This window comes from Mesotoga sp. Brook.08.YT.4.2.5.2. (assembly GCF_003351125.1).
Taxonomy (GTDB): Bacteria; Thermotogota; Thermotogae; order Petrotogales; family Kosmotogaceae; genus Mesotoga.
Genome location: NZ_JPGZ01000027.1, coordinates 18299 through 41827, shown reverse-complemented (window position 1 = coordinate 41827; position 23529 = coordinate 18299). Strand labels below are relative to the sequence as shown.

Sequence of the window (23529 nt, the reverse complement as noted above, 5' to 3'; positions counted from 1 at the left end):
TTACATCTCCCTGATCTCGTCGATCAAGCACCTCGGTACAGGCAACTCACTCATTTCAATCAGTCCGGGAGTCGCCTCAATTACTGCGGGAATCATGTTTGTAGCAAGGGCTATAGTCCCCTTTCCGCCGGGAATCTCGGGTTTTACTGAAAGGTGAATCTCCGGGTCGCCGAAAATATCTATGTAGTCGCCAGTGTCGACCCCTTCGATTTCCGGAAGGATCTGCTGGGGATGAATAAGCTCTATCACTAGTCTGTCACCACAATAACCCCGGCCTATATGTCTGCAGCCGGCCACCATACCGGGCATTACGTGTGCAACATCAGTCTTCCTCTCTGTTCTTGATATGATTGGCTCACGAGTCTCTTCAACTCTATCGATGTTCCACCCTAAAGCATTTCCAATCATTGCGATTGACTGCTGGAAGCCTATGTGTCCTACTATCTCTCCCGACTCAATTCCCTTCTTGAATTCCTCAGGTGAAGTGCCTACTCCTTGGGTTTTCATCACAGTCTTTCCGAAGGGAGAAAGATCGTTGATCCTTCTTGCTTCTATCCTCTCGACCTTTAGACATGCACCTGTCATAGCGATTATCAATAGGTCAAGCACGAACCCTGGATTTATTCCCGTACCAAGAATAGATACTCCATAACGCCAGGCGATGTTCTCGAGGACTTCGGATTCCTCTGGATGCGAAGCGAATGGGAAGGCCATCTCTTCGGCTATCGTAAGAATATCCACGTGGTGTTTTGCAGCCATCTCTATTTTGGGAAGTACTTCTTCTACAAAGGAGTTCGTAGCTATTACAACTATGTCTGGTCTCGTTTCGGCAATTGCCTCGCCCACATCCGAATAGATCAACCTACCTGTCTTCTTGCCGTCGAGATATTCTCCAAGATCCTTTCCGATCTTTTCTGAATCCTTTTCAACGGCTCCAACCAGTCTTAGTTCTTCTTTCTTGGCAACATTACGGGCCACTCCGCTTCCCATTGAGCCAAGGCCCCAAACTAATACTCTGTACGCCATAAAGAAACCTCCTATCCGAATTTGTAATTATCCGATTCAATACTATCATCGGCGAGATGGGGAGGCTATTTGCGCATTATGCGACTATTCGCGATAAAAGACGACTATTCACGACTTCTGTGAGTATGTTTGAGTATGCGTAAGTATGGATCGAGAAGAGGAAGTCTGGCTAGTACTCTATGGCAACTCTTTTTATCTCCTCAAGGGAAGTGACTCCGTCGATCACCTTCTGCACCCCATCGTTGTAAAGCGTTCGCATTCCAGCCTTCACGGCAGCTTGAGCAAGCTCTCTCTCTGAAGCGTTCTGACCAATCATCTGACGAAGATTGTTGTCAACAACTAGGATTTCGCTAATACTGGTTCTACCCCTATAACCCATTCCCCGGCACTCGGGGCAGCCATTTCCAGGAATGTACTCGCTGAAGTCATTTCTATCGGGGTAAAAGGTTGAGGCCATCTTTCTTAGTTCTTCTCTCACTGGTATTTTGACCTTACAGTTGTTACAGAGCTTTCTTACCAATCGCTGCCCCATAACTCCGATCAATGAAGTGCCAAGTAGGAAGGGATCAACCCCCATGTTGACAAGTCGAGCAACCGCGCCTGCAGCACTGTTGGTATGGATTGTCGAGAAAACAAGATGTCCAGTTAGCGATGCCTCAATCGCCAGCTGTGCAGTCTCTCTGTCTCTGATCTCGCCGACCATTATTATGTCAGGGTCCTGACGCAGGAAAGATCGCAGGTATCTCGCAAAAGTCAATCCGATGTCCGTGTTCACCTGGCACTGAGAAATACCTTCAATAGTATATTCAACAGGGTCTTCTGCCGTAAGCACGTTAACCTTCTCCGAGGTTACTTGGTTTAGGACCGCTACCAGAGTAGTGGACTTTCCGCTTCCCGTAGGACCAGATACCAGTATGATACCGTACGGAGCGTTGATTATGCTTTCGAAACGCTCTCTGTTGTGGTCTGAAAGACCGAGATCTTCAAGCTTCTTCTTCGCATTTGATACCCTGAGGATTCTCATAACAACTTTCTCGCCGAAAATCGTTGGCATTGTCGAAACTCTCATGTCGAACTGCTCATTGCCTCTCCTAATATAGAACTTTCCATCCTGAGGCATTCTCTTCTCTGAAATATCCAGCTTACACATGACTTTGATTCTCGACACTACAGAATTATGAGCTTTGCGCGGATAGCTCAGGACCTTTCTCAGAACGCCGTCGACTCTCAGTCTGGCAACGGCCATTTTCTCGTAGGGCTCCAGATGGACGTCACTGGCATCGCTTCTTATGCCGTTGTCCAGAAGTGAGTTTATGAACTTCGCGACGGGAGTATCATCGGTTTCGTCCTGTCTGTCATCTTCAAGATCAATTTCCGTGTGCTGTTCTATGCTGAAAGTATTGTCTATTATCTCGCTGGAGGCAGACTCGTCATACGAAGATTTGTAGAGAGCATCGAACATTGGTGGAGGTACAAGGAGCGTACTAATCTTGTTTCCTGTGAGGAAGGAGAGCTCTCTGTCTATCTGAGGAACCCTAAGAACTTCAGTAGTTACCACCTTAAGGATCCCTTTTTCGTGATCAAACTCTATAGGGATTACACTAAGCCTGTCTGCAACAGGCTTAGGAATCATTCTTAGGACATCGGGAGTAACGATATTAGGCAAATCTTCGAGCACCTTAAGCCCGTATTGCTTTGAGAGTGAATCGTATATGTCGTCCCAGGAGATTACGCCCATACCAACAAGAACTTCACCGAGCGGCTTCCCGACTTTTTTCTGTAGAGTTACGGCCTGCTGGAGAGCATCTTCACTTAGGAGTCCCTGATCTATGAGAAGCTCTCCGAGTCTTTTATAGACTCTCAACGATCACTCCTCCTCGTTTATATCCAGTCCGAATCGGTAAATCGCGGGGATGTCGGAAGCATCACCCATGAGTTCGCCCTCGTCTAGTTCAAGACCCGCTGCAATCAAAGTTATGTCAAGTTCATCATCGTTCATATCCGGGTCGACAATGAGCCCAAGCTTCACGTCTGCGTCTTCGCTGCAGTTCTGTCTCACAATTGCAGCCGCAATATTCATCTCTCTCAAGGTTATGTTCTTCGCCGAAACATTTAGAATTATCCCCGTCGCGTTGTCGATGGGCTTTTCCAACAGTCGGCTTTCAAGAGCTCTTCGAGCTGCTTCTTCTGCACGCCTTTCGCCTGAGCCCACGCCAATTCCCAGCATCGCCGTTCCGGCATTTCTCAAAACCGACTCGACATCGGCAAAGTCCAGGTTAATGTATCCCCGTTTCGTAATCAGTTCCGAGATTCCCTTTATTCCATGATGGAGCGTCTCGTCGGCCTTGGCGAAGGCATCGACTATTGAGGTGTTCGGCGGCAGTTCTTGAAGAAGCTTGTTGTTCGAGATTCTGATGAGAGTATCCACTGAGTTCTTAAGCCTTCTCAAGCCTTCGTTGGCAGTCTTTAATCTCGTATTACCTTCGAAGAAGAAGGGGGTTGTGACCACTGCAACGGTAAGGATTCCCATTTCCCTTGCAATCGAAGCTACTATTGGTGCTGCGCCCGTTCCGGTGCCACCGCCCATTCCTGCAGTGATAAACAGCAGATCGGTGTCTTCAAGAAAGGTCCCGATTTCGTCAACCGATTCCTCTGCCGCTCTCTCACCGACATTTGGGTTACCGCCGGCTCCCAGGCCTCTAGTCAGTTCAGTTCCAAGCTGAATCTTAAGATCGGCCTTATTGCTTTCAAGAACCTGAATATCTGTATTTGCCGCGATGAAGGTGACGCCGTGGATTCCTTCGGATATCATTCTGTTTACGGCGTTACCGCCTGCTCCACCAACACCAATGACTTTTATGGATGGCAATCTGATTTCAGCATTCTTCTTTCCTGTGTCAATCTCAAAGCTCATCATCTTCACCTCCAAAGAAGAGGGATTTTATAAACGATCCAAAATCTTTCTTGGGTCTTTCAACCACGCTTTCTACGGCTTCTCCCTGGACTTCCTCGGGGGAAACAAGATTGCCTAAACAGGAGCTGAATACTGGGTCATTAGCAACATCATGACTGTTCTCAATTCTTTTGTTGAAACTAGTTTCATATGTACCAATTCTTACCGGCATCTTTAGAGACTCAACGCCTACATCCGTAAGACCTCTCAGCTTGGAGCCCCCACCAGTGAAAACGACTCCTCCGGGAATCCTTTCTTCGGAGTATTCCGGATTGTTTATTATGAAGAGCTGGATCTCTTTTCTGATCTTGTTCAGAAGCTCTTTCACCCTCGCATAGATAACTGTGGAGAGTCTTCTTACCGAGACATTCTTTCTAGTTCTTTCATCAAGTCCAAAGTACTCCACAACGTCTTCAGCATCAGGCGGGAACATACTGCAATGGCCGTAATTGACAAGCAATCTCTCGGCTTCATCTACCGATGTACCGAGAACCCTCGCTACATCCAGCACTATGTGTCTTATTCCAAGAGGAATTCTCGAGATGTAAACGGGAAGATTCTCCCTGTAGATTACGGTTTCGGAGAAACTGTGTCCGAGGACAACGCTAACCACACCGTGCTGCTTCTCAGTATCCGTCAATACAGCTTCAGATGCAGAAATAAGCGCTGGAGAGATGAAGAAGTCACCTCTGCCGAAGAGTTCTTCGAAGAGCCTTCTGAAGATCTCGACCGACTTGCCTTCGCTTGAAACAAAAACCATCTCGACATTCAGTTTCTTCGCGTACATCTCAACGGGATTGAAGACGACTTTATCATCATCGAGAATATACTTGCGGATATAGCTTCTGTGTATATTAGTGTTGCCCGTCTTCATCTTCTCCGCCTTGAGACGACTCATAATGCTCAAAATCGTTTGCTCTTTCACCATTACCTGTTTCTCTTCGGAGAGAATTTCTTCTATGTTCTCCGAGAATACTGAATAGTCCCCATCTGTGAAACTGATCTTGAAGTCTGCCTCAACGTCCTTCTTGCCCATCTGACCTGTTAGATCCTCAATCAGCTTCTGAATGGACTGCTTAAGAGCAACCGCATCTTTAACCTCGCCCTTGTCGAGCCCAACAGTCTTGACACTCCCATAAGCCTCAAGAGTCATCTGACCTGTCTGTTCTCTGCTTACCACCACACCCTTAAGGGTGTTCGTGCCAACATCGAGAGAAACTGTATAATCCTTCCCCCTGGCCATCAATGTCACCTCGCTCTCAACAGTTTACCATCACTCAAGAAAATATACTCGCTTCTGTCGGAGGCGTTTTCTAACTGAAGAAGAAGGTCCTTATTTGCTTCCAAGCTTTCCCAGTCAAGTACCTTCACTCTGATCCCTCTTCTGAGTAACAACACATTGTTTTCAAAATCAAAGTAAGATACCAGTGCCAGTACTCTTCTGTCAGCAAGAATGCCCTCTACCGCTCCGGCAAAAATCTCTATGTCTCTTTCGGTGGCTATATAAACTCCATTTTCTTGAAGAAAACTAACGCCGCCGATAATCGGATTACTAACAACCTCCGAAAGATCGGCATAATCAACTATAACAAAATCATCGGAGACCCAGTAATATTTGTCTCTATAACTCACCAAAAACTTTCCCGGTTTCAAAAAGACTCTTCCGCCGGAAACGTCAATGCTTCCCGGTGGGTAAATTATATCAGTTTTCCAGGTTCTTCTAAAGGCCAAAGGAAATTCAACCAGAATCTCACCGAAATTAACGATCCTGGTCAACTGCTGTACCGGTGCCGTGAAGAATGACTCCAGTACGAAATTCGCAATAGAAACCATCCAAATGGCAAAGAGAATTACCACACAAATACCGGCTCTAAGTGAAAGGCTCATACGTCAAGATTGGAAATACTCAATGCATGCCGTTCAATGAACGATCTTCTTTCCTCCACCTCGCTACCCATTAGTATTGTGAAGACTCTGTCCGCTTCCTGAGCATCTTCTATGTTTATCTGTACGAGTTTTCTGTCGCTGGGGTTCATTGTCGTCTCCCACAGCTGTTCGGGATTCATTTCGCCAAGCCCTTTGAATCTCGAGTAATTGAGTTTTCTATCGGAATGCTCCTTAATGAACGTAGTCAATTCCTCATCACTATAGAAATAGTGTTTCTGCCTGTTCAGTTCTATCTTGTAGAGCGGTGCCTGAGCGACATAGACCTTGCCGTTGGTTATTAGTGGTGTCATATATCGATAGAAGAGAGTAAGAAGAAGCGTCGTGATATGTGCACCGTCGACATCGGCATCCGTCATTATTATAATCCTTCCATACCTTAGATTCTTAATCTCGAAGTCTTCGCCCATTCCTGTACCAAGAGCGACTATGATATTGCTTATAGTCTCGCTCTTCAACATTCTGTCGAGTCCGGCCTTTTCAACGTTCAGGATCTTTCCCCTAAGCGGAAGGATCGCCTGAGTCTCTCTCGAACGGGCCATCTTGGCAGAGCCTCCGGCCGAGTCCCCTTCAACTATGAAGATCTCTGTCTCCTCTAGATCTTCCGAGATGCAATCTGCCAGCTTGCCTGGCAGAGTAGTGTTTTCAAGAGCATTCTTTCTTCGAACCATCTCTCGTGCTTTCTTCGCCGCCAATCTCGCACGTGCAGCTTCGAGAGCCTTTGTAAGTATTGCTTTCAGATCCTTCTGATTGTAGTCGAAGTGCTCCTCCAGCTTTTCTTTAACGACTTTCATAACTGCTTCGAATACCTCATCGTTTCCAAGTTTTGCCTTAGTTTGCCCTTCGAACTGCGGCTCTTTCACAAAGACACTCAGTATTGCCGAAAGACCTTCTCTCAGATCTTCGCCCTGCAGATTCTGATCCTTGTCTTTCAGTATATTGTGCTTCCTGCCGAGATCGTTCATCGTCTTTGTGAGCACCGTCTTGAATCCAGTCAGGTGAGTGCCGCCCTCAATTGTCTTGATGTTGTTTACAAATGTGAGAACATCCTCATCATACGACGTGGTATATTGCATCGCGAGCTGTATCTTGACATCGTTATAGGACCCCTCCAGGTAGATGGGATCCTTGTGAACTGACTTCTTGTTCTTGGTGATTGCCTTCACAAATTCAACGATTCCGCCTTCGAAGTGATAGCTTCTCTTTTCGCCGATTCTTCTATCTTCGAAGGAGATCCTTATTCCCCCGTTCAGATAGGCCAATTCCTTGAATCGTGCCTCAAGTATGTCAAAGTCGAAGTCAGTGACTGCGAAAACCATAGGATCGGGTTTGAAGCTGGTTACTGTACCATTTTCCTTTGCTTCGCCAACCATCTCAACGGGCGACAAAGCCTTTCCTCTTTCGTACTTCTGTCTGTATACCTTTCCGTCAACCATTACTTCTACGATCATCCATTCAGACAGAGCATTAACAACAGAAGCCCCCACTCCGTGCAGTCCCCCACTGATTTTGTATGAGTCCTTTGAAAACTTACCTCCGGCGTGGAGAGTTGTCATGACAACTTCCAGTGCACTTGTCCCGGTATCTGGATGGATATCTATTGGAATTCCTCTTCCGTTATCTCTCACTACCACGGAGCCGTCTTCCATGATAACGATGTCTATTTTATCGCAGTATCCTCCCATTGCCTCGTCAATACTGTTGTCGACTATCTCGTAAATGAGGTGATGAAGACCCGACTTTCCGGTTGACCCAATATACATGCCCGGTCTCTTCCTAACCGGATCTAATCCTTTAAGTATCTTTATGTTCTGAGCATTGTATAAATCAGACATTTAACACCTCCATGTCTATCGCCTAATTCTAAATTTAATTCTTCTGATTGCTTCTACTCCTAATGCAGAGTTCAGCTTAGTAAGAAGAGCCTTTTCCCTTAGTCTCATTTCATTGAGCCACATTCCATCATCAACACTTACAATGAGAGTCCCGTCAGTAAAATCCGTAATTGACGAGTGATTTGCTATTGGCTGACCAACGATCTCTTCCCAGTCTTTATTCAACTCAAAGACTTTTATCTTTCTGAACAGCCCCGAGCTTTTCACCAGTTCATCAAATATCTGCCCTATAGTTCGATGGCTCCACTTCATCTAATCCGCTCCAATTGCTGTCTTCTGTCATTATGTATCCCTCAAAATTGTCGAGCAGCAGTCTCGTCATTCCATCTGTAAAGTCCTCAATAAGCACTTTCTCTTCCAGTCTCCTTACTGGAACGATCCCTACGCTCGTATGACTCATGAATATCTCATCGGCACAGAACAACTCCCACGACGGGATAGGTCTCTTTTCAACTGTGATCTCCAGAGATTCACATAGACCGATTACGTTATCACGCGTTATTCCTGGAAGGACTCCCGAGCGGATATCCGGAGTAGCTACCGAACCATCGATGACCAGGAAGACATTCGAGAACGATCCTTCACAGACGTTTCCCTTTTCATTCAGTATAATCATGTCGTAATTGTCTCCGAGCAACTTTCTCGTTCTGATATTCCAGCTAGAGCCCGGCATTTTCAGCTGAGGATTCAGGATATCGCCCGAGGGCTTTGTAAACGGCGAAATGCACACCTTCACTCCGAGTTCATAGATATCCTTCGACACGGAGGGAAGCTTGCTGAAGATGACCGCTGCCCTGCTTTCCTTTCCGTAACTGAGTAGCGATATTCTGATTCTGAAATCCTCTGTCTGTACTGCCTTGTTTCTTTCAAGCCCTTCCATGATTATAGAGTTAAGCTCTTTGCAGCTGAAAGGGACTTCCAGGCCCAAAAGTTTTGCCGACTGCTTGAGCCTCTCAAAGTGCTTTCTGAATGCAAAAGGCAATCCGTTGTACGTTCGAACTACTTCGTAGACCGATTCACTGTTCATTACTCCCGGAACAAGAATACTGACCAGGGAAGAATCTTCATCGCACCACCGATCGGCAATATAGTTCAGCATCGGAACCCTCCTTGTGACTCTCGAAATTCGTTACCGTCGCATCCACAAAGCCGCTTTGTCTTCCGTTGACGATGTGAGGCACATAGTATTCATCGAAACCACGACTCGTAGAAGAGTCGGTTTTCTCTATCAGGACTTTGCTTGTCTGGCCGATATGCGTCTCGAGATACCTCTCTCTCGACTTCGCTCCAGCCTCAATTAGCTGCTGCGCTCTTACCTTCTTCACTCCAGACTCTATCTGATCTTTCATCTCTGCAGCCTCTGTTCCCGGTCTCTTTGAGAACCTAAACACATGAACCTTCAGGAAATTCACTTCTTCAATTATTCGAAGCGTCTGCATATGATCCTCGTCAAGTTCTCCAGGGAATCCCGCTATTAGATCCGTTGTGAACGCGAATCTAGGGTCTACCATTCTGGCGCTCTCAACAGCTCTAAGGTACTCGCTTATTGTGTACTTCCTTTTCATGTATTTCAGGACGTTATCAGAACCACTCTGCAACGACAGGTGCATATGTCTTGCAATTCGCGATGAACCGGCCAGTAGATCGAGGAAGCTCTTATCAATGGTATCGGGGTCGAGTGAACCGAGTCTTATTCTCCAATTCCCGTCTAAACCGTCAAGCTCGTTAAGAAGCTCCGTCAAAGACGAATCTAAGTCGACCCCGTAGTATCCGATGTTGATCCCGGTCAGGACGATTTCTTTGTAGCCTCTTCGGACCAATCCTTCGAATTCCTTCCTAACCATATCTATTGGTTTGCTGATTACGTTGCTTCCTCTTGCCAGCCTGATTCTGCAATACGAGCAGTTATTCAGACAGCCGTCTTCTATGCCGAGAAAAGCCCTCGTTCTTCCTTCAATACTCGAAGTAACGGTGAAAAAGCCTTCTTGAGGAACTCCGTCGGGTCTATCTAGCTGCCTCGCAACGTACTTGTGAATGGCCCTCTTCTCTTTAACTCCTACAACTTCATCTGCACCAAGAACCGTCAGCTCCTCGGGTGAAAGCTCGGAGTAACAGCCTACGATTATGATTTTAGAGTCCGGATTGAGTACCTTCAGCCTCCTGAAAAGCTGTCTGAGCTTTCTCTCTGCTTCGGAGGTCACAGTGCACGAGTTCAATATGAAGAGATCTGCCTGTTCCTGAGAAAAACTGACTTCAAAGTCCTTTAGTCTTTCGGCCATTGCCTGTGACTCATACTGGTTCATCTTACAGCCGAAAGTGTAGATTGAAACTGTTTTTTTCATCTATCTATCTTGCCTTGCGTTGCTGCGTGAATCAAATGAATCCTGTTTACTATGCCCATCAACTTACCGTATTCATCTACAACCGGCATCACTTTGAGACCGTTCTTGATCAGAAGATCTGCCGCATATATCACTGTGTCATCTGGTTTTATAAGTACAGGCGGTTTGACCATATGTTGCGAAACGTGATCGTCCTTTATCTTGCCGAGTCGAATGACGAACTGATGGGTGTCGGGAATGAAAGATGCAGACTGAAGAAGACTGAAGTAACTGGGCAGTGCGCTCTTGATTACATCACTTTCACTCAAGAATCCTACAACCTTGAATTCCTCATCAACAACCGGCAGCCCCGACCTATTCTGCCTCAGGCATAAGACAATGAAATCCTCTATGGTTTCATCTTCGAACATCGCCGAAACGTCTCTTATCATCGCTTCTCTAACCTTCATCTAGATCACTCCAGCTCTCGTATATCGAATGAGTCCATGTGTTCATCAATATCCTCAAGAGAGATACGTTCCTTGCTTATATACTCTGCTTCCGCAACGGCTGCAGCCATTCCTCTTTTTGCAGCCAGGAAGTAATCCTTTTCGTTTTCTATCATAGAGTTGACAACTCCACCCATGAAGGCGTCTCCAGTCCCCAAAAGATGAGATCTATCAATATGGCTCTTAGTTTTGAACAGCCACACACCGTCATTTGTTGCAATTACGTCTCCTTCAACTGCATAAGAGAGAATCGCAAGCCTGGCTCCGCGTTCTAGCATCCTTTTTGCAGCTTTCACATAATCCTTCAGATCTACCATCGTTTCTCCGAAAAGCAGCTTCCTGCTTCTCAAATCCGGGCGAGCCACAGTCACAACTCCTGCTTCTACGGCCATTTCAAAGGCGGGACCGATCCCCTCCACGAACGATACTTTTCCCGAGTTACTTACCTTCTTGCATAAGGACCTGCAGATCTCGTTGTCCACACCTCTCGGGATGCTCCCGGAGATCACAACATGTCTGACCCTGGAGAGTGCCACATCAAATCTACGAACAAACATTCTCAAGTCATCGGGCTTAACGATAGGACCCGAAGAATTGATCTCGGTTATCGTCTCGCCTACGGGGTCAACAATAGCGATATTCTCTCTTGTCTCTTCCTCAACGTGAATAAATGCGGTAGTGATGAGGTCGCTCATCAGACGCATTCTCTCTTCGACAACCTTTCCGATATACCCGCCAAGAAAACCCATGGCGATATTTCTAACTCCAAGGCCGGAGAGAATTACGGAAACGTTTATGCCCTTACCTCCTGGATCCATAACCGAATAACTGGGATTCTTCACCCTGTGAAACTCATTGATCTTGAAATTCTCAACAACTATTTCCCTGTCGAGAGCAGGGTTAAGCGTAACGGTAAGGACGTTCATGGTTCACCTCCAACGGCGAGTACTTATCGGTTGTTCAGAACGAAAATCTCGGGACTTCCTACATATGAAATTTTACCATTTTTCAGGACAATCAACAAATCAGAAATGTCTAGAAGCCTCAGAACAAACCTGGAAGAGATAATCAGAGTCGTGTTGTTTCTGGTATCTATAAGGACGTTCTTCACCTCTGAGCAGGCATCGTCATCAAGGTGATCAAGAATGTTGTCTAAAATGATCACCTCGGGGTGACGTATGAGTGTAGAAAAGACCAGCAGCGAGAGCCTTTTGAAAAGTGGTATCGTCTTGAGAGAGGTCTCTGCTTTGACGGCCAGAAGATCAAGAAGATCCAACTCGTTGAAAAGATCGAGTTCGCTCTCTTCAAAATCCTCGAATTCGAATCGCTTTCCTTTCAGGAATCTGAAGAATTCAATCAAAGTGAAGTTTGACATAGCTTCGAGGAATGTCGTATCCACGTAAGCTACTCTATTCCTTACGCTCTTTCTGTCAAGTTGGTCGATATCCGATCCAAAGAGCTTTATTGATCCCGTATATTGGACATCATCGAAGAGCTCTTCGTTGAGATGAATGAAGCTTCTCAGAATTGCCGACTTACCCGATCCCCTTGCTCCCTGTAGAAGAGCGATATTTCCCTTCGGAACTTCTAGCGAAACATTGTCGAGCATCTTCTTGCCGTCGACGATAAGAGAGAAGCCTTCCAAAGAAAGAGCAGTCTCAATCACGAGACTGCTCCTCTTTAGCGTTCCTATCGTTCAATCGACTAAGAATCTCCCTGTTGGCGAGCAAGTCGCCACTCTTAGCCTTCTTTAATAGTTCGATCTGAGAAAGAATTCTGGGACTTGTTTCAACCGGTCTTGCTTTCTTTTTTTCGGCCAAGTTTTCACGTCCCTTCATACGTGTTTTCCATTATATACACTAGACTTTTCTCTCAAGTGATACATAAATTAAGACACTGTTATTAAATGGCTAAATTAGTCGCGCTTAGACGTATTAAGCATTCCCAACAGCGCCTTGAGCTGTTTACTCCTTGAAGGGTGCCTTAGCTTTCTGAGAGCCTTTACTTCGATCTGTCGAATTCTCTCTCTGGTGACGTTGAAGAACTGACCTACCTCCTCAAGCGTTTTTGTCTTTCCATCCAGAAGACCATATCTCATCTTCAGTACCATCGCCTCTCTAGGTGAAAGCGTGTCGAGAATCTGATCTATCTGTTCCCTGAGAAGCATCTTCATTGCCGCTTCCTCCGGCTGCTCCATGGAGTCGTCGTGAATGAAGTCGCCCATTGTCGATTCTTCGTCACCACTAATTGGTGACTCAAGCGAAACCGTCTCCTTCGATGCAGCCAAGATCTCTTCGATCTTCTCCGGCGTTTTCCCGGTGAGTTTCCCCAGTTCCTCGATAGTTGGATACTCCCCGTAGTCCTGCAGGTGTTCTCGAATGACCTTGTTCAGTTTGTTGATTGTCTCAACCATATGGACTGGAACTCTAATAGTCCTTGCCTGATCGGCGATGGCCCTGGTAATCGCCTGCCTTATCCACCAGGTTGCATATGTGCTGAACTTGTATCCCTTCTTCCAGTCGAATTTCTCTACGGCTTTTATGAGCCCTATGTTTCCCTCCTGAATTAGATCCAGGAAAGTAAGGCCCCGCCCTATGTATCTCTTAGCAATAGAGACAACAAGTCTCAAGTTTGCGGTTATTAGTTCTTCCTTTGCCTTCGGCTCACCCTTTTGAGCACGGCGTGCAAGTTCTCGTTCCCTGCTTGGCGTAAGAAGAGATATCTTGCCTATCTCCTTCAAGTACATTTTTATCGGGTCTTTGAGCGAGATGTTGTCGTACATTTCAGGTGTCGTTTCCAGGATAGATACTAACTCGTCTGTGCCTTCACTCTCTATGTCACCGTCTTCCTCTACTGGTTCCTTTTCAACGATATTGATTTTGTTCTTCTCGAATTCCTCATATATCGATTCAACAAGAGTTGAGTCAAATCCCTCGTAATCAGGAGGAAAAGCGCTATCTATATCTTCGTAAGTTATAAATCCCTTCTTCTTTCCTTGCCTTAGAAGCTTCGCTATTCGCTTGTCTATCTCTTCCTTTGTAATAGGAGCATTGTTTTCGCCATTTTCTTCCGAATCTTCATCTTCAACTGCAATCTTTGCGGCAAGCGATTTGATATTCTCTTCAATCACCTTTGCACTCGTCTTCTTACTCTTTTTCTGCTTTTCCAAATTGATCGCCACCCTTCATCTTTCTATCGAGCAATCTACTGAGCTCGATCCTCCTGACCAACAAAGCTCTTCTCGCCCCCTCGTCCTTTACATTCGGCATCTTCCTGTCGATCTCGGCCATCTCTTCTTCCACTAGTTTCCTGTTTGCATACTCACCTGTCTTTTCGAGTATTCTCTGAGCCGTTTCAAAATCTATGCAACTGGATGCCAAATCGATCAACTCTCTCCCTACAATCTCGTCAACCAGGTCCAGCAACTCCTCAAGCTCCAGACCTCTTTTCATTCCTTTCAGAATCTCCTTCAAATCTCTGCTCTCTGCAATCAGCTCCAGCTGCTTCACAACCTTTGACCTGAGTGAAGGGTGTTGCAGGTAGATTCTTACATGATCTTTCAGTTTAAGAACCAGTCCTCTTCCGATTTCACTTCTTGACTGTCCGCCAAGACCTCCCTTAAGGGCCAACTCGAGTTCGCGCTCAGAGTATCCTGTCTTCTGAGAAAGCGCAGCGATAGTTGATTGAACGGTCGCCAGATTGCCAGAGTTTCTGAAATTGATCACATATGGTTTCAGATACTCAATGAGATGTTTTCGCCCCTGAGGGACCGACAAATCTAGTTTCCTCGCAAAAAACTCCACTCTAAAAGCAGGTCCAGGTATAGCTGCCGCAAGAACTTCTTGAATCGCCTTTGCACCTTCAGAGACAAATAGGTCTGCCGGGTCTTTGTGATTTCGTGAGACAACTACAGCCGTCGAAAAATCGATCTTCTCAGCAATATCTATCGATCTTAGTGTTGCTGCCTGGCCGGCATCATCCGAGTCAAGAAAGAACAGCAAATTCCGCGTGTAATTGCCCAGAATCCGTAGATGTCGCTCCGTTAAAGCCGTTCCTAGCAAACCGACGGCATTGGTAATGCCTGCCTCAAAGAGCGAGATGACGTCAAAATACCCTTCTGCTATCACCGCGTAATTCAGCTGCTTGATTGCCCCTTTTGAGCGTGAAAGGTTGAACAAAAGTCTGTTCTTCTGGAAGTATTTCGATTCAGGAGAATTCGTGTATTTCGGTCCTTGTTCGGAAACCATGATTCTTCCCCCGAATCCAACTACTCTGCCCGATTCGTTGTCAATAGGAATCAGTAGTCTGCCCGAAAACCTATCCCTCAAAGAAGACCCTCTTCCAATCAATATGCCAAACTGAACAAGGGTCTTTTCATCGACCCTACATTTTGACGGCAACGATTGCTGAAAAGTTCTTTCATCTGGGGAGTAACCCAGCTTAAACTCGTCTATTGTGGCGAGCGAAATCTTGCGTCTATCAACAAGATACTCCATTACGGCTGAGTTGCCTTCTTTCAACTCACGACTGTAAACATCTGCTAGACGAGACATTATGGATGTGTATTTGTCGTATTCCGATTCCGTCGAATCGATTTCGACGACAATCCCTGCATGATCTGCAAGCCGCTTCACGGCTTCCGAGAAGGATAGACTCTCAATCTTCTGGTAGAAAGATATTACATCACCCTTCTCTCCACAGCCGAAGCAATGAAAGAAGCCCCTTTGAGGGTGAACATAGAACGAAGGATCGTTGTCACTGTGAAATGGGCATAATCCCCTGTAAGAGCTTCCGGCCTTCTGCAGGTTCACATAGCGACCGATGAATTCGACGATGTTTATGGACTTTTTTATCTCGTCGAGTTCCTCTTTGGTGAACACTGAACCACCACCGGCAAAAAAAGGCCCATACGTTCTATGTACGGGCCGTATTCTTTAAAATGTGTTAACGCTTAGAGAACTGAGGTGCTCTTCTTGCTTTCTTGAGACCGTATTTCTTTCTTTCGACTTCCCTCGAGTCTCTCGTTAAGAGACCGTTCTGCCTGAGAAGCTTCTTGAGATCAGGGTTGAATTTGACAAGTGCTCTGGCAATTCCAAGACTTATCGCTCCAGCCTGACCTCCGAGTCCTCCGCCATTGACTCTTATGAGCATATCAAATCTACCAATCGTGTTCGTCACCACGGAAGGTTTCAAAGCGCTTCTTACCCATGCGTCATTTGCAAGGTATTCCTTGAGGTCTTTGAATTCCTTTCCGTTTATCAGAAGTTTACCGGTACCAGGTCGCAGATGTACTCTGGCGACAGAGGTCTTTCTTCTACCTGTTCCGTAATAATTCACAAAGTCAGCCATGCCTCAACCTCCTCATTTAACCAGTTCAATCAATTCGGGTTTCTGCGCAGCGTGGTCATGCTCCGGGCCAGCATATACTTTCAGCTTCTTTAGCATTTTCTCGCCCAAAGCCTTCTTTGGGAGCATTCTCTTGACTGCGAGCCTAACGACTCTTTCCGGGAACTTGTCCATCATCTGTCTTGCCGTTCGTTCCTTTATGCCTCCCGGATAGCCCGAGTATCTGTAATATATCTTCTGGTCGAGTTTCTTGCCGGTAAGCTTGACTTTGTCGGCATTTACTACAATGACAAAATCGCCGGTGTCGAGATGAGGAGTGTAGTAAGGCTTGTTCTTTCCCATAAGAACCATAGCGATCTGCCCAGCAAGTCTACCGAGTGGAACGTCAGTTGCGTCGACGACGTACCATTTCTTCTCTATTTTGTTGCCATTGTGATCAACGAGGTAACCGAGAGTCTTCTCGATTTCTCCCTTTCTTTTCGTCTGCACCTTGGAATGGGTAACTGCCCATCTGCACAAAGGTGTCTTCTGAGTTTTCATAGATGCAATCCTCCTTAACAGAACAGCTTACTCGCTGTAGACACTGACGTACTTGCGGTTGTTTTTTTCTTCGAAGTGAACCTTGCCGTCTATAAGTGCGAAGAGGGTGTGGTCTCTGCCCAGTCCAACGTTGTTTCCCGGGTGTATCTTTGTTCCCCTCTGCCTTACGATTATCGAGCCTGCCCTAACGGCTGAAGATTCACCTCTCTTAACCCCCAGATAGTTGGGATTACTGTCTCTTCCGTTCGACCTACCGGTGCCTTTCCGGGCCATTTCATTTCACCCCCGTATCGATCTTCTCAATAGAGACTTCTGTGAACCACTGCCTGTGACCGTTTACTCTGTCGAAGTTCTTTCGGGGACTAAACTTTACGACCAGCACCTTCTTGTCTCTACCGTGAGAAACAACCTTGCCTACAACTTTTGCGCCGTCCACATAAGGCTTGCCTACAATCGGTTCCTGTCCGTTGTGGACGAGAATTACTCTGTCGAAGACAATTTCGTCTCCGCTTTCCTTCCCGTTCTGCCTTTCGGTGAAGAGAGTCATACCTTCCTCGACTTTGTACTGTCTTCCCGAGGCTTCAATGATGGCGTACACTAAGAGCCACCTCCTCATGCAATAAAAATGTGCTGAAACGAGGTACCTTTCGGATTTAAGACCTGCTTCACGCACGAAAAAACCGCTCGCGATCAAAATTCTATCATATGTAGTAGGGTGAGGAGAGTGTCTGAGTAACATTATCATTACGAACGAGAAAGAGTTTCAAACTGGTTGAGATCCTTCTGTGGTGCAAGTTTACCATATTGACAGCGCTACAGCCCGTGATATAATCGATTCAGAACGGAGGCGTATCCTAATTGGCTAAGGAGCCGGTCTCGAAAATCGGTGGGGTTGACGCCCCTTGTGGGTTCGAGTCCCACCGCCTCCGCCAGAGGGCGGTCGTGCCCTTATTTTTTGGAGGTGGTAATGTGATCCTCGACAGGATCGAACAGCTTCTGAAGAGCAAGAAGGGTAACCTGAATTACTCTATTCCTAAAGAGTGGCTGCCTGAAGGATATTCAGGGACTGTCAAGCTAAGAGACCGATACATATTCGTTGATCCGTATGAATATGGCTCAAGTATAGTTGAGAGAATTACTGCGTTGGCTGAAAAGGATACAGACTACTCGAGACCTCTCGGAAGAATCAGAAATGAGAGCGGCAACTCCTGGATCAATTCGGCAATCATATACGGCTCATTTGTCAGAACTACAACCGCTTACTCGCACCACGACCCTGAGTTCTTCTCTGATCTGGATTCACAGGAGTATTCCGAATCTGGAACGTTTCTCAAGATGATCTTCATGCTGCCTTTTCTCTCGAAGATGGGCTTCGATACTCTTTACTTTCTGCCGGTTACGAGCTACAGTGATAAATTCAAGAAGGGTGAGCTAGGTTCGCCCTATTCGGTGAAGGACTTCTTTTCAATAGACAAGCGGTATCACGATGTGTTGCTGGAGGATATGGATGTTGAAGAAGAGTTCACGGCGTTTGTTGAAGCGGCTCACGTCATGGGAATGAGGGTTGTCCTAGATTTCATACCCAGGACCTCGGCCCGTGATTCTGCACTCATTCTCAAACACCCGGAGTGGTTTTATTGGATAGACGCATCTAGACTCGACGAGTACAGGCCGCCGAAGATCGAACCGCTTGGATTCGATCAGGCAAAGGTTGAGACTTTGCCCATCATATATTCCAATGAAAACGTAAAGAAGCATCTATCGCTTTTCAGCCACTCGCCAGCGAAGCTCTACCCCGAGAAATGGAGAGACTTCGTAGCTAGCCACGACGGCACTGAAAGCTTTCTCGATGAACTAGTCTCTGAGTTCGGCCTCATAACCCCGCCGGGCTTTTCCGACTGGATAAATGACAACCAGCCCACTTGGGACGATATAACTTTTCTAAGACTCTACAAGGATCATCCAACTGAATCCCGCAAGTTTGTTAGTGAGGATCAACCGCCTTATGTCCTATTCGATGTTGTCAAGTCGTCTTTCTTTCCCGGAAGCGAGCCGATGGCCGATCTATGGGAGAGTATAGAAAACATCATGCCCTTCTATAACGAAAGATTCGGTGTAGATGGAGCTCGACTAGATATGGGGCACGCACTTCCTAGGGAGCTTGAGCTCAGGATTATTCGCAAGGCAAAGGAGAGAGACCCATCCTTTGCAATCATTGCCGAAGAGCTTGTTATGGGTAACGATGAAAAGGCCAGGCAGTCAGGCTACGACTGTATTCTGGGAAACACATGGTGGATGGAACCGAGAATAGATGAAGGAAAGTTCAAAGAGCTTGTGTATAAAGTGCTGCCAAGTCTCAGGCTGCCCACTTTGGCAGGAATAGAGACTCCCGACACGCCGAGGGCAGCTTCCAGGCCTAATGGAAGGAAATTCTCCAGGTTCGCCACAATTCTCAACTACTTCCTGCCTAATGGAATCACCTACATAAATTCGGGACAGGAGGTTTTCGAGATTCAGCCGATGAATCTAGGCCTGGATAACGACGAAGAAGGCCGTTACGTTCTTCCACCCAACGATCCCTTTTACGGAAAGCTCGCGTTCTTCGATCCTTATGTGCTCCACTGGAATGCCGAAGAAGATATGATAGACCTCATTTCTCTCCTTTCTTCATTGAGAAAAAGTAATTTCGATTTGTTGAGCGCTGGCAATCTCAAACTAATGTGGGAAAATGACTTGAAGTCGGCCGGATTGTTCTATTGGAACGGCACCAAAGGGCTGCTTACGGTAGCAAACGGAGATTTTTCTAGCATGAAGGATTTCCACATAGATCTTGGCTATCATACATGGAAGAGTGAACACAAGGTCTCCTGGAGACTCAAAGGGTTCGACGCTCACTCTGAATGGAATGTTGGTGGAGGTTTCCATTTGTCATTGGGTCCGGGCGAAGTAGCGGTAGCAGAGATCAAATGAATAAAGGGCCCCTAAGGGGCCCTTTTTGTCTATAGGTTACTTCTTCGGTTCTACATAAAACCTTACTGCCGTTCTCACTTCACCATCGATTTCAACGTCAGAAAACATTGGAACACATACGAGATCCATCCCGCTAGGAGCTACATACCCTCTTGCAATTGCAATCGCTTTTATTGCCTGATTCACCGCTCCTGCTCCAATTGCCTGAATCTCCGCAAAGCCCTTCTCTCTGAGTACTCCGGCAAGTGCACCAGCGACTGCATTTGGTTTTGAGTGGGTTGCTACCTTAAGGACTTCCATGACTGCTACCTCCTTTGAGACCTGTCATGCTACTGGGAGAGATTTAGGATGGTGCGCCCGGCAGGATTTGAACCCGCAACCATCGGAGCCGAAATCCGATGCTCTATCCGTTGAGCCACGGGCGCATGAAATAAAGAAGGAGTGGGGTGGCTGGCGGGGTTCGAACCCGCGACCGCCTGATCCACAGTCAGGCGCTCTTCCAACTGAGCTACAACCACCACGAACATTGCATGGCGCGCCCGGCAGGACTCGAACCTGCAACCCCCGGATTAGAAGTCCAGTGCTCTATCCATTGAGCCACGGGCGCTGGAGCGGCCGACGGGAGTCGAACCCGCAACATTCGCCTTGGAAGGGCGATACTCTACCAATTGAGCTACAGCCGCACTAATGACCATTGGTCGGGAAGACAGGATTTGAACCTGCGACCTCCTGTGCCCAAGACAGGCGCGCTTCCAACTGCGCTACTCCCCGTTCACGAATCTAAATATATCAGATTTTAAGGATGCCGTCAATAGTACAGAGTCGAAGTAGCGCGAACGGAGGATCGCATCAAAATAATTCACTCCCAGTAACTTGTCAAAGATCTAGGCTAACATTTAGACTGCAGTGGTATTATGTGGTTCAACACAGCACAACTTCAAGAGCCATATACAGGAAATGTAGTAGAATACTTGATGAGGTGGTTATTCGTGGCTGCAATTGTTACATCGAATCTGGTGAAAGAGTATGGTTCGTTCAGAGCGCTTGATGACGTGGCGCTTTCGATAGATCAAGGCGACCTTTTCTGTCTTCTTGGACCAAATGGGGCTGGGAAGTCGACTCTCATTAGAATTCTAACAGGATTGATCAAACCCACTTCCGGCGATGTAAACGTCTCGGGAATGGATCTCAAGACCGAAGCCAAACAGGTAAGAGAGAAGGTCGGTCTCATTTCTGAGAGAGTGATTCTTTACGACCGTCTCTCTCCATTTGAGAATCTGCTCTTCTTTGCTTCAATGCTGAGAATGGATAGAAAGTCGGCCGTTGAGCGAATCCATCTTCTTCTCGAGAAGGTGGGAATGTCTGACTGGAAAGACAAGCCCGTAAGAATCTTTTCGACGGGGATGAAGCAAAGAGTGAACTTCGTGAGGGCACTGCTTCACGAGCCGTCGATACTCTTCATGGACGAGCCCACTCTCGGTTTAGATCCACAGTCAACAAGAACAATCAGGAATATGGTGAAAGAGCTTAACGAATCAGGGGTAACTATCGTGCTTACAACACACATTATGAGTGAAGCAGAGCACATCGCGAAGTCAGTAGGCATCATGCATAAAGGCAAACTTGTCTCTAGCGGAAGAATTGAAGACATCCGATCCTCTCTCAACAAGGATCAAGTTATCGTTACTATAAATGGCACGCCTTCGATTTCGCTGAAAGGAATTGATGGCTATCTTAGTGAAAGTAGATTGAATGGAGTTGTGAAGATCAACTTCCAGCAGGGATGCACTATTGAGGATATTCTTCCCAGGATCCTGCAAATGAAGCTTGAAGTTATAGATATCGAACATAAAAGACCCTCTTTGGAAGACGTCTTTGTAGAGCTTACCGGTGAGAATTCATAGATTTATAAGACTCCAGGGATCAATTGGTGTACCTCCCATGAGCCTGGACTTCTCTGCGGCCCAGCACATTAAATGGCTCTGAAGTGAGTCTTCGAATGTAGTGGATAAGGACCCTGCTTCCCCTTCAAGGTATCTCACAAAACTCTTTACTATTTCACTATCGCCGCCTCCGTGCCTCGAGCCATCGTGGGTAGCAAGATAAGTCTTGTGGTCGCCTGAAAAGAGCTTGACTTCTATACTGTCTCTTTCAAAATCGCCGGTTATCTCGCCATGGCTACCACTGACAAGGATCTTCCTTGTCTTCGCGCTTGTGAATGCATTCATCGAGAAGAAAGCATCGACCCCGTCATCAAACGAGATAAGCACATTCTGGTAATCTGCGACACTGTTATCGCTTCTGAAAACGCATCTTCCGTAACTGCTCGTACGCAGAATCTCTCTGCGACTCTCAAAAGACATGTCGTTTCCGATAGTGTTCACAGGCCAGTCGACATTGTCTGATAAGTATTGCGTAACAGCGGAATATGGACAGGTTTCGTTCAGAGGGCAGTCCAAACATCGTTCAGCTGAGTTCTCGGGTGCGTTCTCCTTTCTGAAATACTTGAGTCCGCCTTTAGATATTACCGAGAGAGCCTTCGAAGAAAGGAGCCAGGTGAGAATATCCATATCGTGACAACTCTTCGAGAGAATAGAGGGACCGGTACGCGTCGAGTCTCTCCAGTTACCCCTTACGTAGGAGTGAGCGAAGTGATAGGAAGCGACCTGCTCGGTGTACTCAACTGCCTGTATCATTCCAACTGAATCAGAATCAAGGAGAGACTTCAGCCGCTTGAAAAAGCTGGAATACCTCAACACATGAGCAACGAATAGCCTGGAGGTATCTGCACCCAAGTCTGCTAAAGATTCTATACCTTCGAGCCCGACAGAGATAGGTTTCTCTAAAAGAACGAAGTAACCTCTTGCAAGCGCTTGTATGGCGGGTTCCACATGTTCTGTTTCCGGAGAAGCAATTATCACACCGTCAGCGAATTTAGGTCTCGAAAGAAGAACCTGCCAATCTGCGACAGAATCCTTGGTGCCTATACTATGCCTCTTTGCAAATCTCTCTCTTCTTAATTGATCGGGTTCGGCCACAGCGACGACCCGAGATCCATCTATAGACCTTAGCGCCTCTCCATATGCAAAGTATCCCCTGTTACCGGCACCTATCATGATCAAATCCACCACAGAAATCTACCACCTTCCCACTTGTAAATTGATTCTAACACTGACTTTCAAAAGCGGGATAGCCTAAGTTGTTCGAGTGTGATATAAAGGGAAAGATAAAAATTGAAAGGAGTGAAGAGTTTGACAGACATAAAGAGAAATGACACTGAGATAGTTCGAGTCTCGAAGAGAGAGTTTAAAGGCCACGAATTCCTGGATCTCAGGATCTACTATCAGGATGATGAAGGCGACTACAAGCCGACGAAAAAGGGAATCACAATTAATCCCAAACTGGTTGATGAACTGATCGACGCTCTAAATAAGGAGAAAGATGCACCGCCCGTAAAAGAGTAGCTTCTTGCTAAATAGGGACTAGATTTAGGCTTTGAAGAGACGTCCTTAGTTGACCGTCCAAGAGAGAAAAAAATCTGTTCTTCGTTCCAGAGCGAGGATCTGTTCCTCGTTCTTGGTCAAGATCATATTGTGAGAGGATGCAGATCCTTACCGGAAGCGCGCTAGGATGATCCAAAGCACGAAAAGGCTATCATCCCGTTGTGCTCCTAGCAAGAGCGGTTCTTGGTTGTTCGTTGTTGGTTGTTGGTAAGAGCATACAAGAAAGGAAGCACCAAATTCGTTTCGCTCTGAAATTTTCCCCTCATGTCATCCCATAGAACCTGCCCTGAAAAGCTTGCCCCAATATGCACCTGTTTGGGGTCTCCCGTTCAGGGCAAACTGGATTTCGATACTCTTTGATTTATGGGGGGCTCTAGCTCTTTGTTCTTGACCAACCGTACCACAAACGATGGTTCTTAGCCCGGTGCAGCCGGAACTGGCCGCACGAAATCGGTTTGATGTTCTTCTAGTTTTTCTCGCCACTGCTTGCAGTGACTGGCCTCGCCAAAGGCGAGTCCGGCT

24 protein-coding genes and 6 tRNA genes are annotated in these 23529 nt (G+C 46.6%); 4 read left to right on the top strand and 26 right to left on the bottom strand.

Features of this window, described 5'->3' with window-relative positions:
* The 19 genes from ord to rplU all read right to left on the bottom strand — a co-directional run bounded on the left by ord (window position 1) and on the right by rplU (window position 17132).
* Complete coding sequence (gene ord / locus Q502_RS06675) at window positions 1–1026, bottom strand: 2,4-diaminopentanoate dehydrogenase (protein ID WP_099829491.1); 1026 nt, start codon at window positions 1024–1026, stop codon at window positions 1–3.
* A gap of 169 nt (window positions 1027–1195) precedes the next feature.
* Entirely contained in the window at window positions 1196–2890 is a 1695-nt protein-coding gene (locus Q502_RS06670) for a GspE/PulE family protein (RefSeq protein WP_099829490.1), read from the bottom strand.
* A 3-nt stretch (window positions 2891–2893) separates the two neighbouring features.
* On the bottom strand, window positions 2894–3940 hold the full coding sequence (gene ftsZ / locus Q502_RS06665; protein ID WP_243392272.1) for a cell division protein FtsZ: 1047 nt from the start codon (window positions 3938–3940) through the stop codon (window positions 2894–2896).
* Window positions 3930–5222: a cell division protein FtsA gene (gene ftsA / locus Q502_RS06660; protein ID WP_099829488.1), complete on the bottom strand. Its 1293-nt coding sequence runs from the start codon at window positions 5220–5222 to the stop codon at window positions 3930–3932. The genes ftsZ and ftsA overlap by 11 nt, the downstream gene beginning before the upstream one ends.
* 5 nt (window positions 5223–5227) lie before the next feature.
* The gene (locus tag Q502_RS06655; protein WP_243392271.1) at window positions 5228–5836 is read right to left on the bottom strand and encodes a DUF4894 domain-containing protein; all 609 of its coding nucleotides are present in this window, start codon (window positions 5834–5836) and stop codon (window positions 5228–5230) included.
* A 26-nt stretch (window positions 5837–5862) separates the two neighbouring features.
* A complete protein-coding gene (gene gyrB, locus Q502_RS06650; protein WP_099829486.1) occupies window positions 5863–7758 on the bottom strand; it encodes a DNA topoisomerase (ATP-hydrolyzing) subunit B in 1896 nt (631 codons plus the stop codon).
* Between the two features lie 15 nt (window positions 7759–7773).
* Complete coding sequence (locus tag Q502_RS06645) at window positions 7774–8070, bottom strand: DUF721 domain-containing protein (protein WP_099829485.1); 297 nt, start codon at window positions 8068–8070, stop codon at window positions 7774–7776.
* Window positions 8033–8917 (bottom strand): aminotransferase class IV, encoded by an 885-nt coding sequence (locus Q502_RS06640; protein ID WP_099829484.1) that lies wholly within the window; start codon window positions 8915–8917, stop codon window positions 8033–8035. Before Q502_RS06640 ends, Q502_RS06645 begins: the two co-directional genes overlap by 38 nt.
* The gene (mtaB, locus tag Q502_RS06635; RefSeq protein WP_099829483.1) at window positions 8883–10160 is read right to left on the bottom strand and encodes a tRNA (N(6)-L-threonylcarbamoyladenosine(37)-C(2))-methylthiotransferase MtaB; all 1278 of its coding nucleotides are present in this window, start codon (window positions 10158–10160) and stop codon (window positions 8883–8885) included. The genes Q502_RS06640 and mtaB overlap by 35 nt, the downstream gene beginning before the upstream one ends.
* Window positions 10157–10609, bottom strand: coding sequence for an HPP family protein (locus Q502_RS06630; protein WP_099829482.1), 453 nt, complete (start codon window positions 10607–10609; stop codon window positions 10157–10159). Before Q502_RS06630 ends, mtaB begins: the two co-directional genes overlap by 4 nt.
* Before the next feature lie 5 nt (window positions 10610–10614).
* Window positions 10615–11574, bottom strand: coding sequence for a 1-phosphofructokinase family hexose kinase (locus Q502_RS06625; protein WP_099829481.1), 960 nt, complete (start codon window positions 11572–11574; stop codon window positions 10615–10617).
* Between the two features lie 23 nt (window positions 11575–11597).
* Window positions 11598–12314 (bottom strand): ATP-binding cassette domain-containing protein, encoded by a 717-nt coding sequence (locus tag Q502_RS06620; RefSeq protein WP_099829480.1) that lies wholly within the window; start codon window positions 12312–12314, stop codon window positions 11598–11600.
* Window positions 12307–12468, bottom strand: a complete 162-nt coding sequence (locus tag Q502_RS06615; RefSeq protein WP_099829479.1) for a hypothetical protein — start codon at window positions 12466–12468, stop codon at window positions 12307–12309. The genes Q502_RS06620 and Q502_RS06615 overlap by 8 nt, the downstream gene beginning before the upstream one ends.
* Window positions 12469–12563: 95 nt before the next feature.
* Entirely contained in the window at window positions 12564–13778 is a 1215-nt protein-coding gene (gene rpoD / locus Q502_RS06610) for an RNA polymerase sigma factor RpoD (RefSeq protein WP_374704107.1), read from the bottom strand.
* 16 nt (window positions 13779–13794) lie between these two features.
* Window positions 13795–15528 (bottom strand): DNA primase, encoded by a 1734-nt coding sequence (gene dnaG, locus Q502_RS06605; protein ID WP_099829477.1) that lies wholly within the window; start codon window positions 15526–15528, stop codon window positions 13795–13797.
* 64 nt (window positions 15529–15592) lie between these two features.
* Entirely contained in the window at window positions 15593–15997 is a 405-nt protein-coding gene (gene rpsI, locus Q502_RS06600) for a 30S ribosomal protein S9 (RefSeq protein ID WP_099829476.1), read from the bottom strand.
* Between the two features lie 12 nt (window positions 15998–16009).
* The gene (rplM, locus tag Q502_RS06595; protein WP_099829475.1) at window positions 16010–16534 is read right to left on the bottom strand and encodes a 50S ribosomal protein L13; all 525 of its coding nucleotides are present in this window, start codon (window positions 16532–16534) and stop codon (window positions 16010–16012) included.
* A 27-nt stretch (window positions 16535–16561) separates the two neighbouring features.
* On the bottom strand, window positions 16562–16807 hold the full coding sequence (gene rpmA / locus Q502_RS06590) for a 50S ribosomal protein L27 (RefSeq protein ID WP_099829474.1): 246 nt from the start codon (window positions 16805–16807) through the stop codon (window positions 16562–16564).
* Between the two features lies 1 nt (window position 16808).
* Window positions 16809–17132 (bottom strand): 50S ribosomal protein L21, encoded by a 324-nt coding sequence (gene rplU, locus Q502_RS06585; protein ID WP_099829473.1) that lies wholly within the window; start codon window positions 17130–17132, stop codon window positions 16809–16811.
* A 245-nt stretch (window positions 17133–17377) separates the two neighbouring features.
* On the opposite strand from rplU, the gene Q502_RS06580 reads away from it, so the two are divergent.
* A tRNA-Ser gene (locus tag Q502_RS06580) sits at window positions 17378–17466 on the top strand.
* Between the two features lie 37 nt (window positions 17467–17503).
* Window positions 17504–19504 carry an alpha-amylase family glycosyl hydrolase gene (locus tag Q502_RS06575; protein ID WP_099829472.1) on the top strand — a complete coding sequence of 667 codons (2001 nt, stop codon included), beginning with the start codon at window positions 17504–17506 and terminating at the stop codon, window positions 19502–19504.
* 36 nt (window positions 19505–19540) lie between these two features.
* Here Q502_RS06575 and Q502_RS06570 read toward each other — a convergent pair whose 3' ends face one another.
* From Q502_RS06570 to Q502_RS06545, 6 genes are all read right to left on the bottom strand, one after another.
* Entirely contained in the window at window positions 19541–19804 is a 264-nt protein-coding gene (locus Q502_RS06570; RefSeq protein WP_099829471.1) for a stage V sporulation protein S, read from the bottom strand.
* Between the two features lie 49 nt (window positions 19805–19853).
* A tRNA-Arg gene (locus Q502_RS06565) sits at window positions 19854–19929 on the bottom strand.
* A 17-nt stretch (window positions 19930–19946) separates the two neighbouring features.
* A tRNA-His gene (locus Q502_RS06560) sits at window positions 19947–20022 on the bottom strand.
* Between the two features lie 13 nt (window positions 20023–20035).
* Window positions 20036–20111: transfer RNA gene (locus Q502_RS06555), tRNA-Arg, on the bottom strand.
* Window positions 20112–20187 (bottom strand) — tRNA-Gly (locus Q502_RS06550).
* 12 nt (window positions 20188–20199) lie between these two features.
* Window positions 20200–20275, bottom strand: a tRNA-Pro gene (locus Q502_RS06545).
* A 218-nt stretch (window positions 20276–20493) separates the two neighbouring features.
* Between Q502_RS06545 and Q502_RS06540 the strand changes: the two genes are divergently transcribed.
* The gene (locus Q502_RS06540; protein WP_099829470.1) at window positions 20494–21408 is read left to right on the top strand and encodes an ABC transporter ATP-binding protein; all 915 of its coding nucleotides are present in this window, start codon (window positions 20494–20496) and stop codon (window positions 21406–21408) included.
* Here Q502_RS06540 and Q502_RS06535 read toward each other — a convergent pair.
* Window positions 21403–22635, bottom strand: coding sequence for a Gfo/Idh/MocA family protein (locus Q502_RS06535; protein WP_099829469.1), 1233 nt, complete (start codon window positions 22633–22635; stop codon window positions 21403–21405). The genes Q502_RS06540 and Q502_RS06535 overlap by 6 nt on opposite strands.
* 120 nt (window positions 22636–22755) lie before the next feature.
* On the opposite strand from Q502_RS06535, the gene Q502_RS06530 reads away from it, so the two are divergent.
* Window positions 22756–22968 carry a transcriptional coactivator p15/PC4 family protein gene (locus tag Q502_RS06530; protein WP_099829468.1) on the top strand — a complete coding sequence of 71 codons (213 nt, stop codon included), beginning with the start codon at window positions 22756–22758 and terminating at the stop codon, window positions 22966–22968.
* Window positions 22969–23529 lie beyond the last annotated feature (561 nt).

Excerpts from the sequence above, each read along its gene's own strand:
- rpmA (WP_099829474.1), bottom strand. The coding sequence starts at position 16,807 with ATGGCCCGGAAAGGCACCGGTAGGTCGAACGGAAGAGACAGTAATCCC.
- ord (WP_099829491.1), bottom strand. The coding sequence starts at position 1,026 with ATGGCGTACAGAGTATTAGTTTGGGGCCTTGGCTCAATGGGAAGCGGA.
- Q502_RS06630 (WP_099829482.1), bottom strand. The coding sequence starts at position 10,609 with ATGAAGGTTAGAGAAGCGATGATAAGAGACGTTTCGGCGATGTTCGAA.
- Q502_RS06645 (WP_099829485.1), bottom strand. The coding sequence starts at position 8,070 with ATGAAGTGGAGCCATCGAACTATAGGGCAGATATTTGATGAACTGGTG.
- Q502_RS06640 (WP_099829484.1), bottom strand. The coding sequence starts at position 8,917 with ATGCTGAACTATATTGCCGATCGGTGGTGCGATGAAGATTCTTCCCTG.
- rplM (WP_099829475.1), bottom strand. The coding sequence starts at position 16,534 with ATGAAAACTCAGAAGACACCTTTGTGCAGATGGGCAGTTACCCATTCC.
- ftsA (WP_099829488.1), bottom strand. The coding sequence starts at position 5,222 with ATGGCCAGGGGGAAGGATTATACAGTTTCTCTCGATGTTGGCACGAAC.
- rpsI (WP_099829476.1), bottom strand. The coding sequence starts at position 15,997 with ATGGCTGACTTTGTGAATTATTACGGAACAGGTAGAAGAAAGACCTCT.
- ftsZ (WP_243392272.1), bottom strand. The coding sequence starts at position 3,940 with ATGAGCTTTGAGATTGACACAGGAAAGAAGAATGCTGAAATCAGATTG.
- Q502_RS06570 (WP_099829471.1), bottom strand. The coding sequence starts at position 19,804 with ATGGAAGTCCTTAAGGTAGCAACCCACTCAAAACCAAATGCAGTCGCT.
- gyrB (WP_099829486.1), bottom strand. The coding sequence starts at position 7,758 with ATGTCTGATTTATACAATGCTCAGAACATAAAGATACTTAAAGGATTA.
- Q502_RS06625 (WP_099829481.1), bottom strand. The coding sequence starts at position 11,574 with ATGAACGTCCTTACCGTTACGCTTAACCCTGCTCTCGACAGGGAAATA.
- mtaB (WP_099829483.1), bottom strand. The coding sequence starts at position 10,160 with ATGAAAAAAACAGTTTCAATCTACACTTTCGGCTGTAAGATGAACCAG.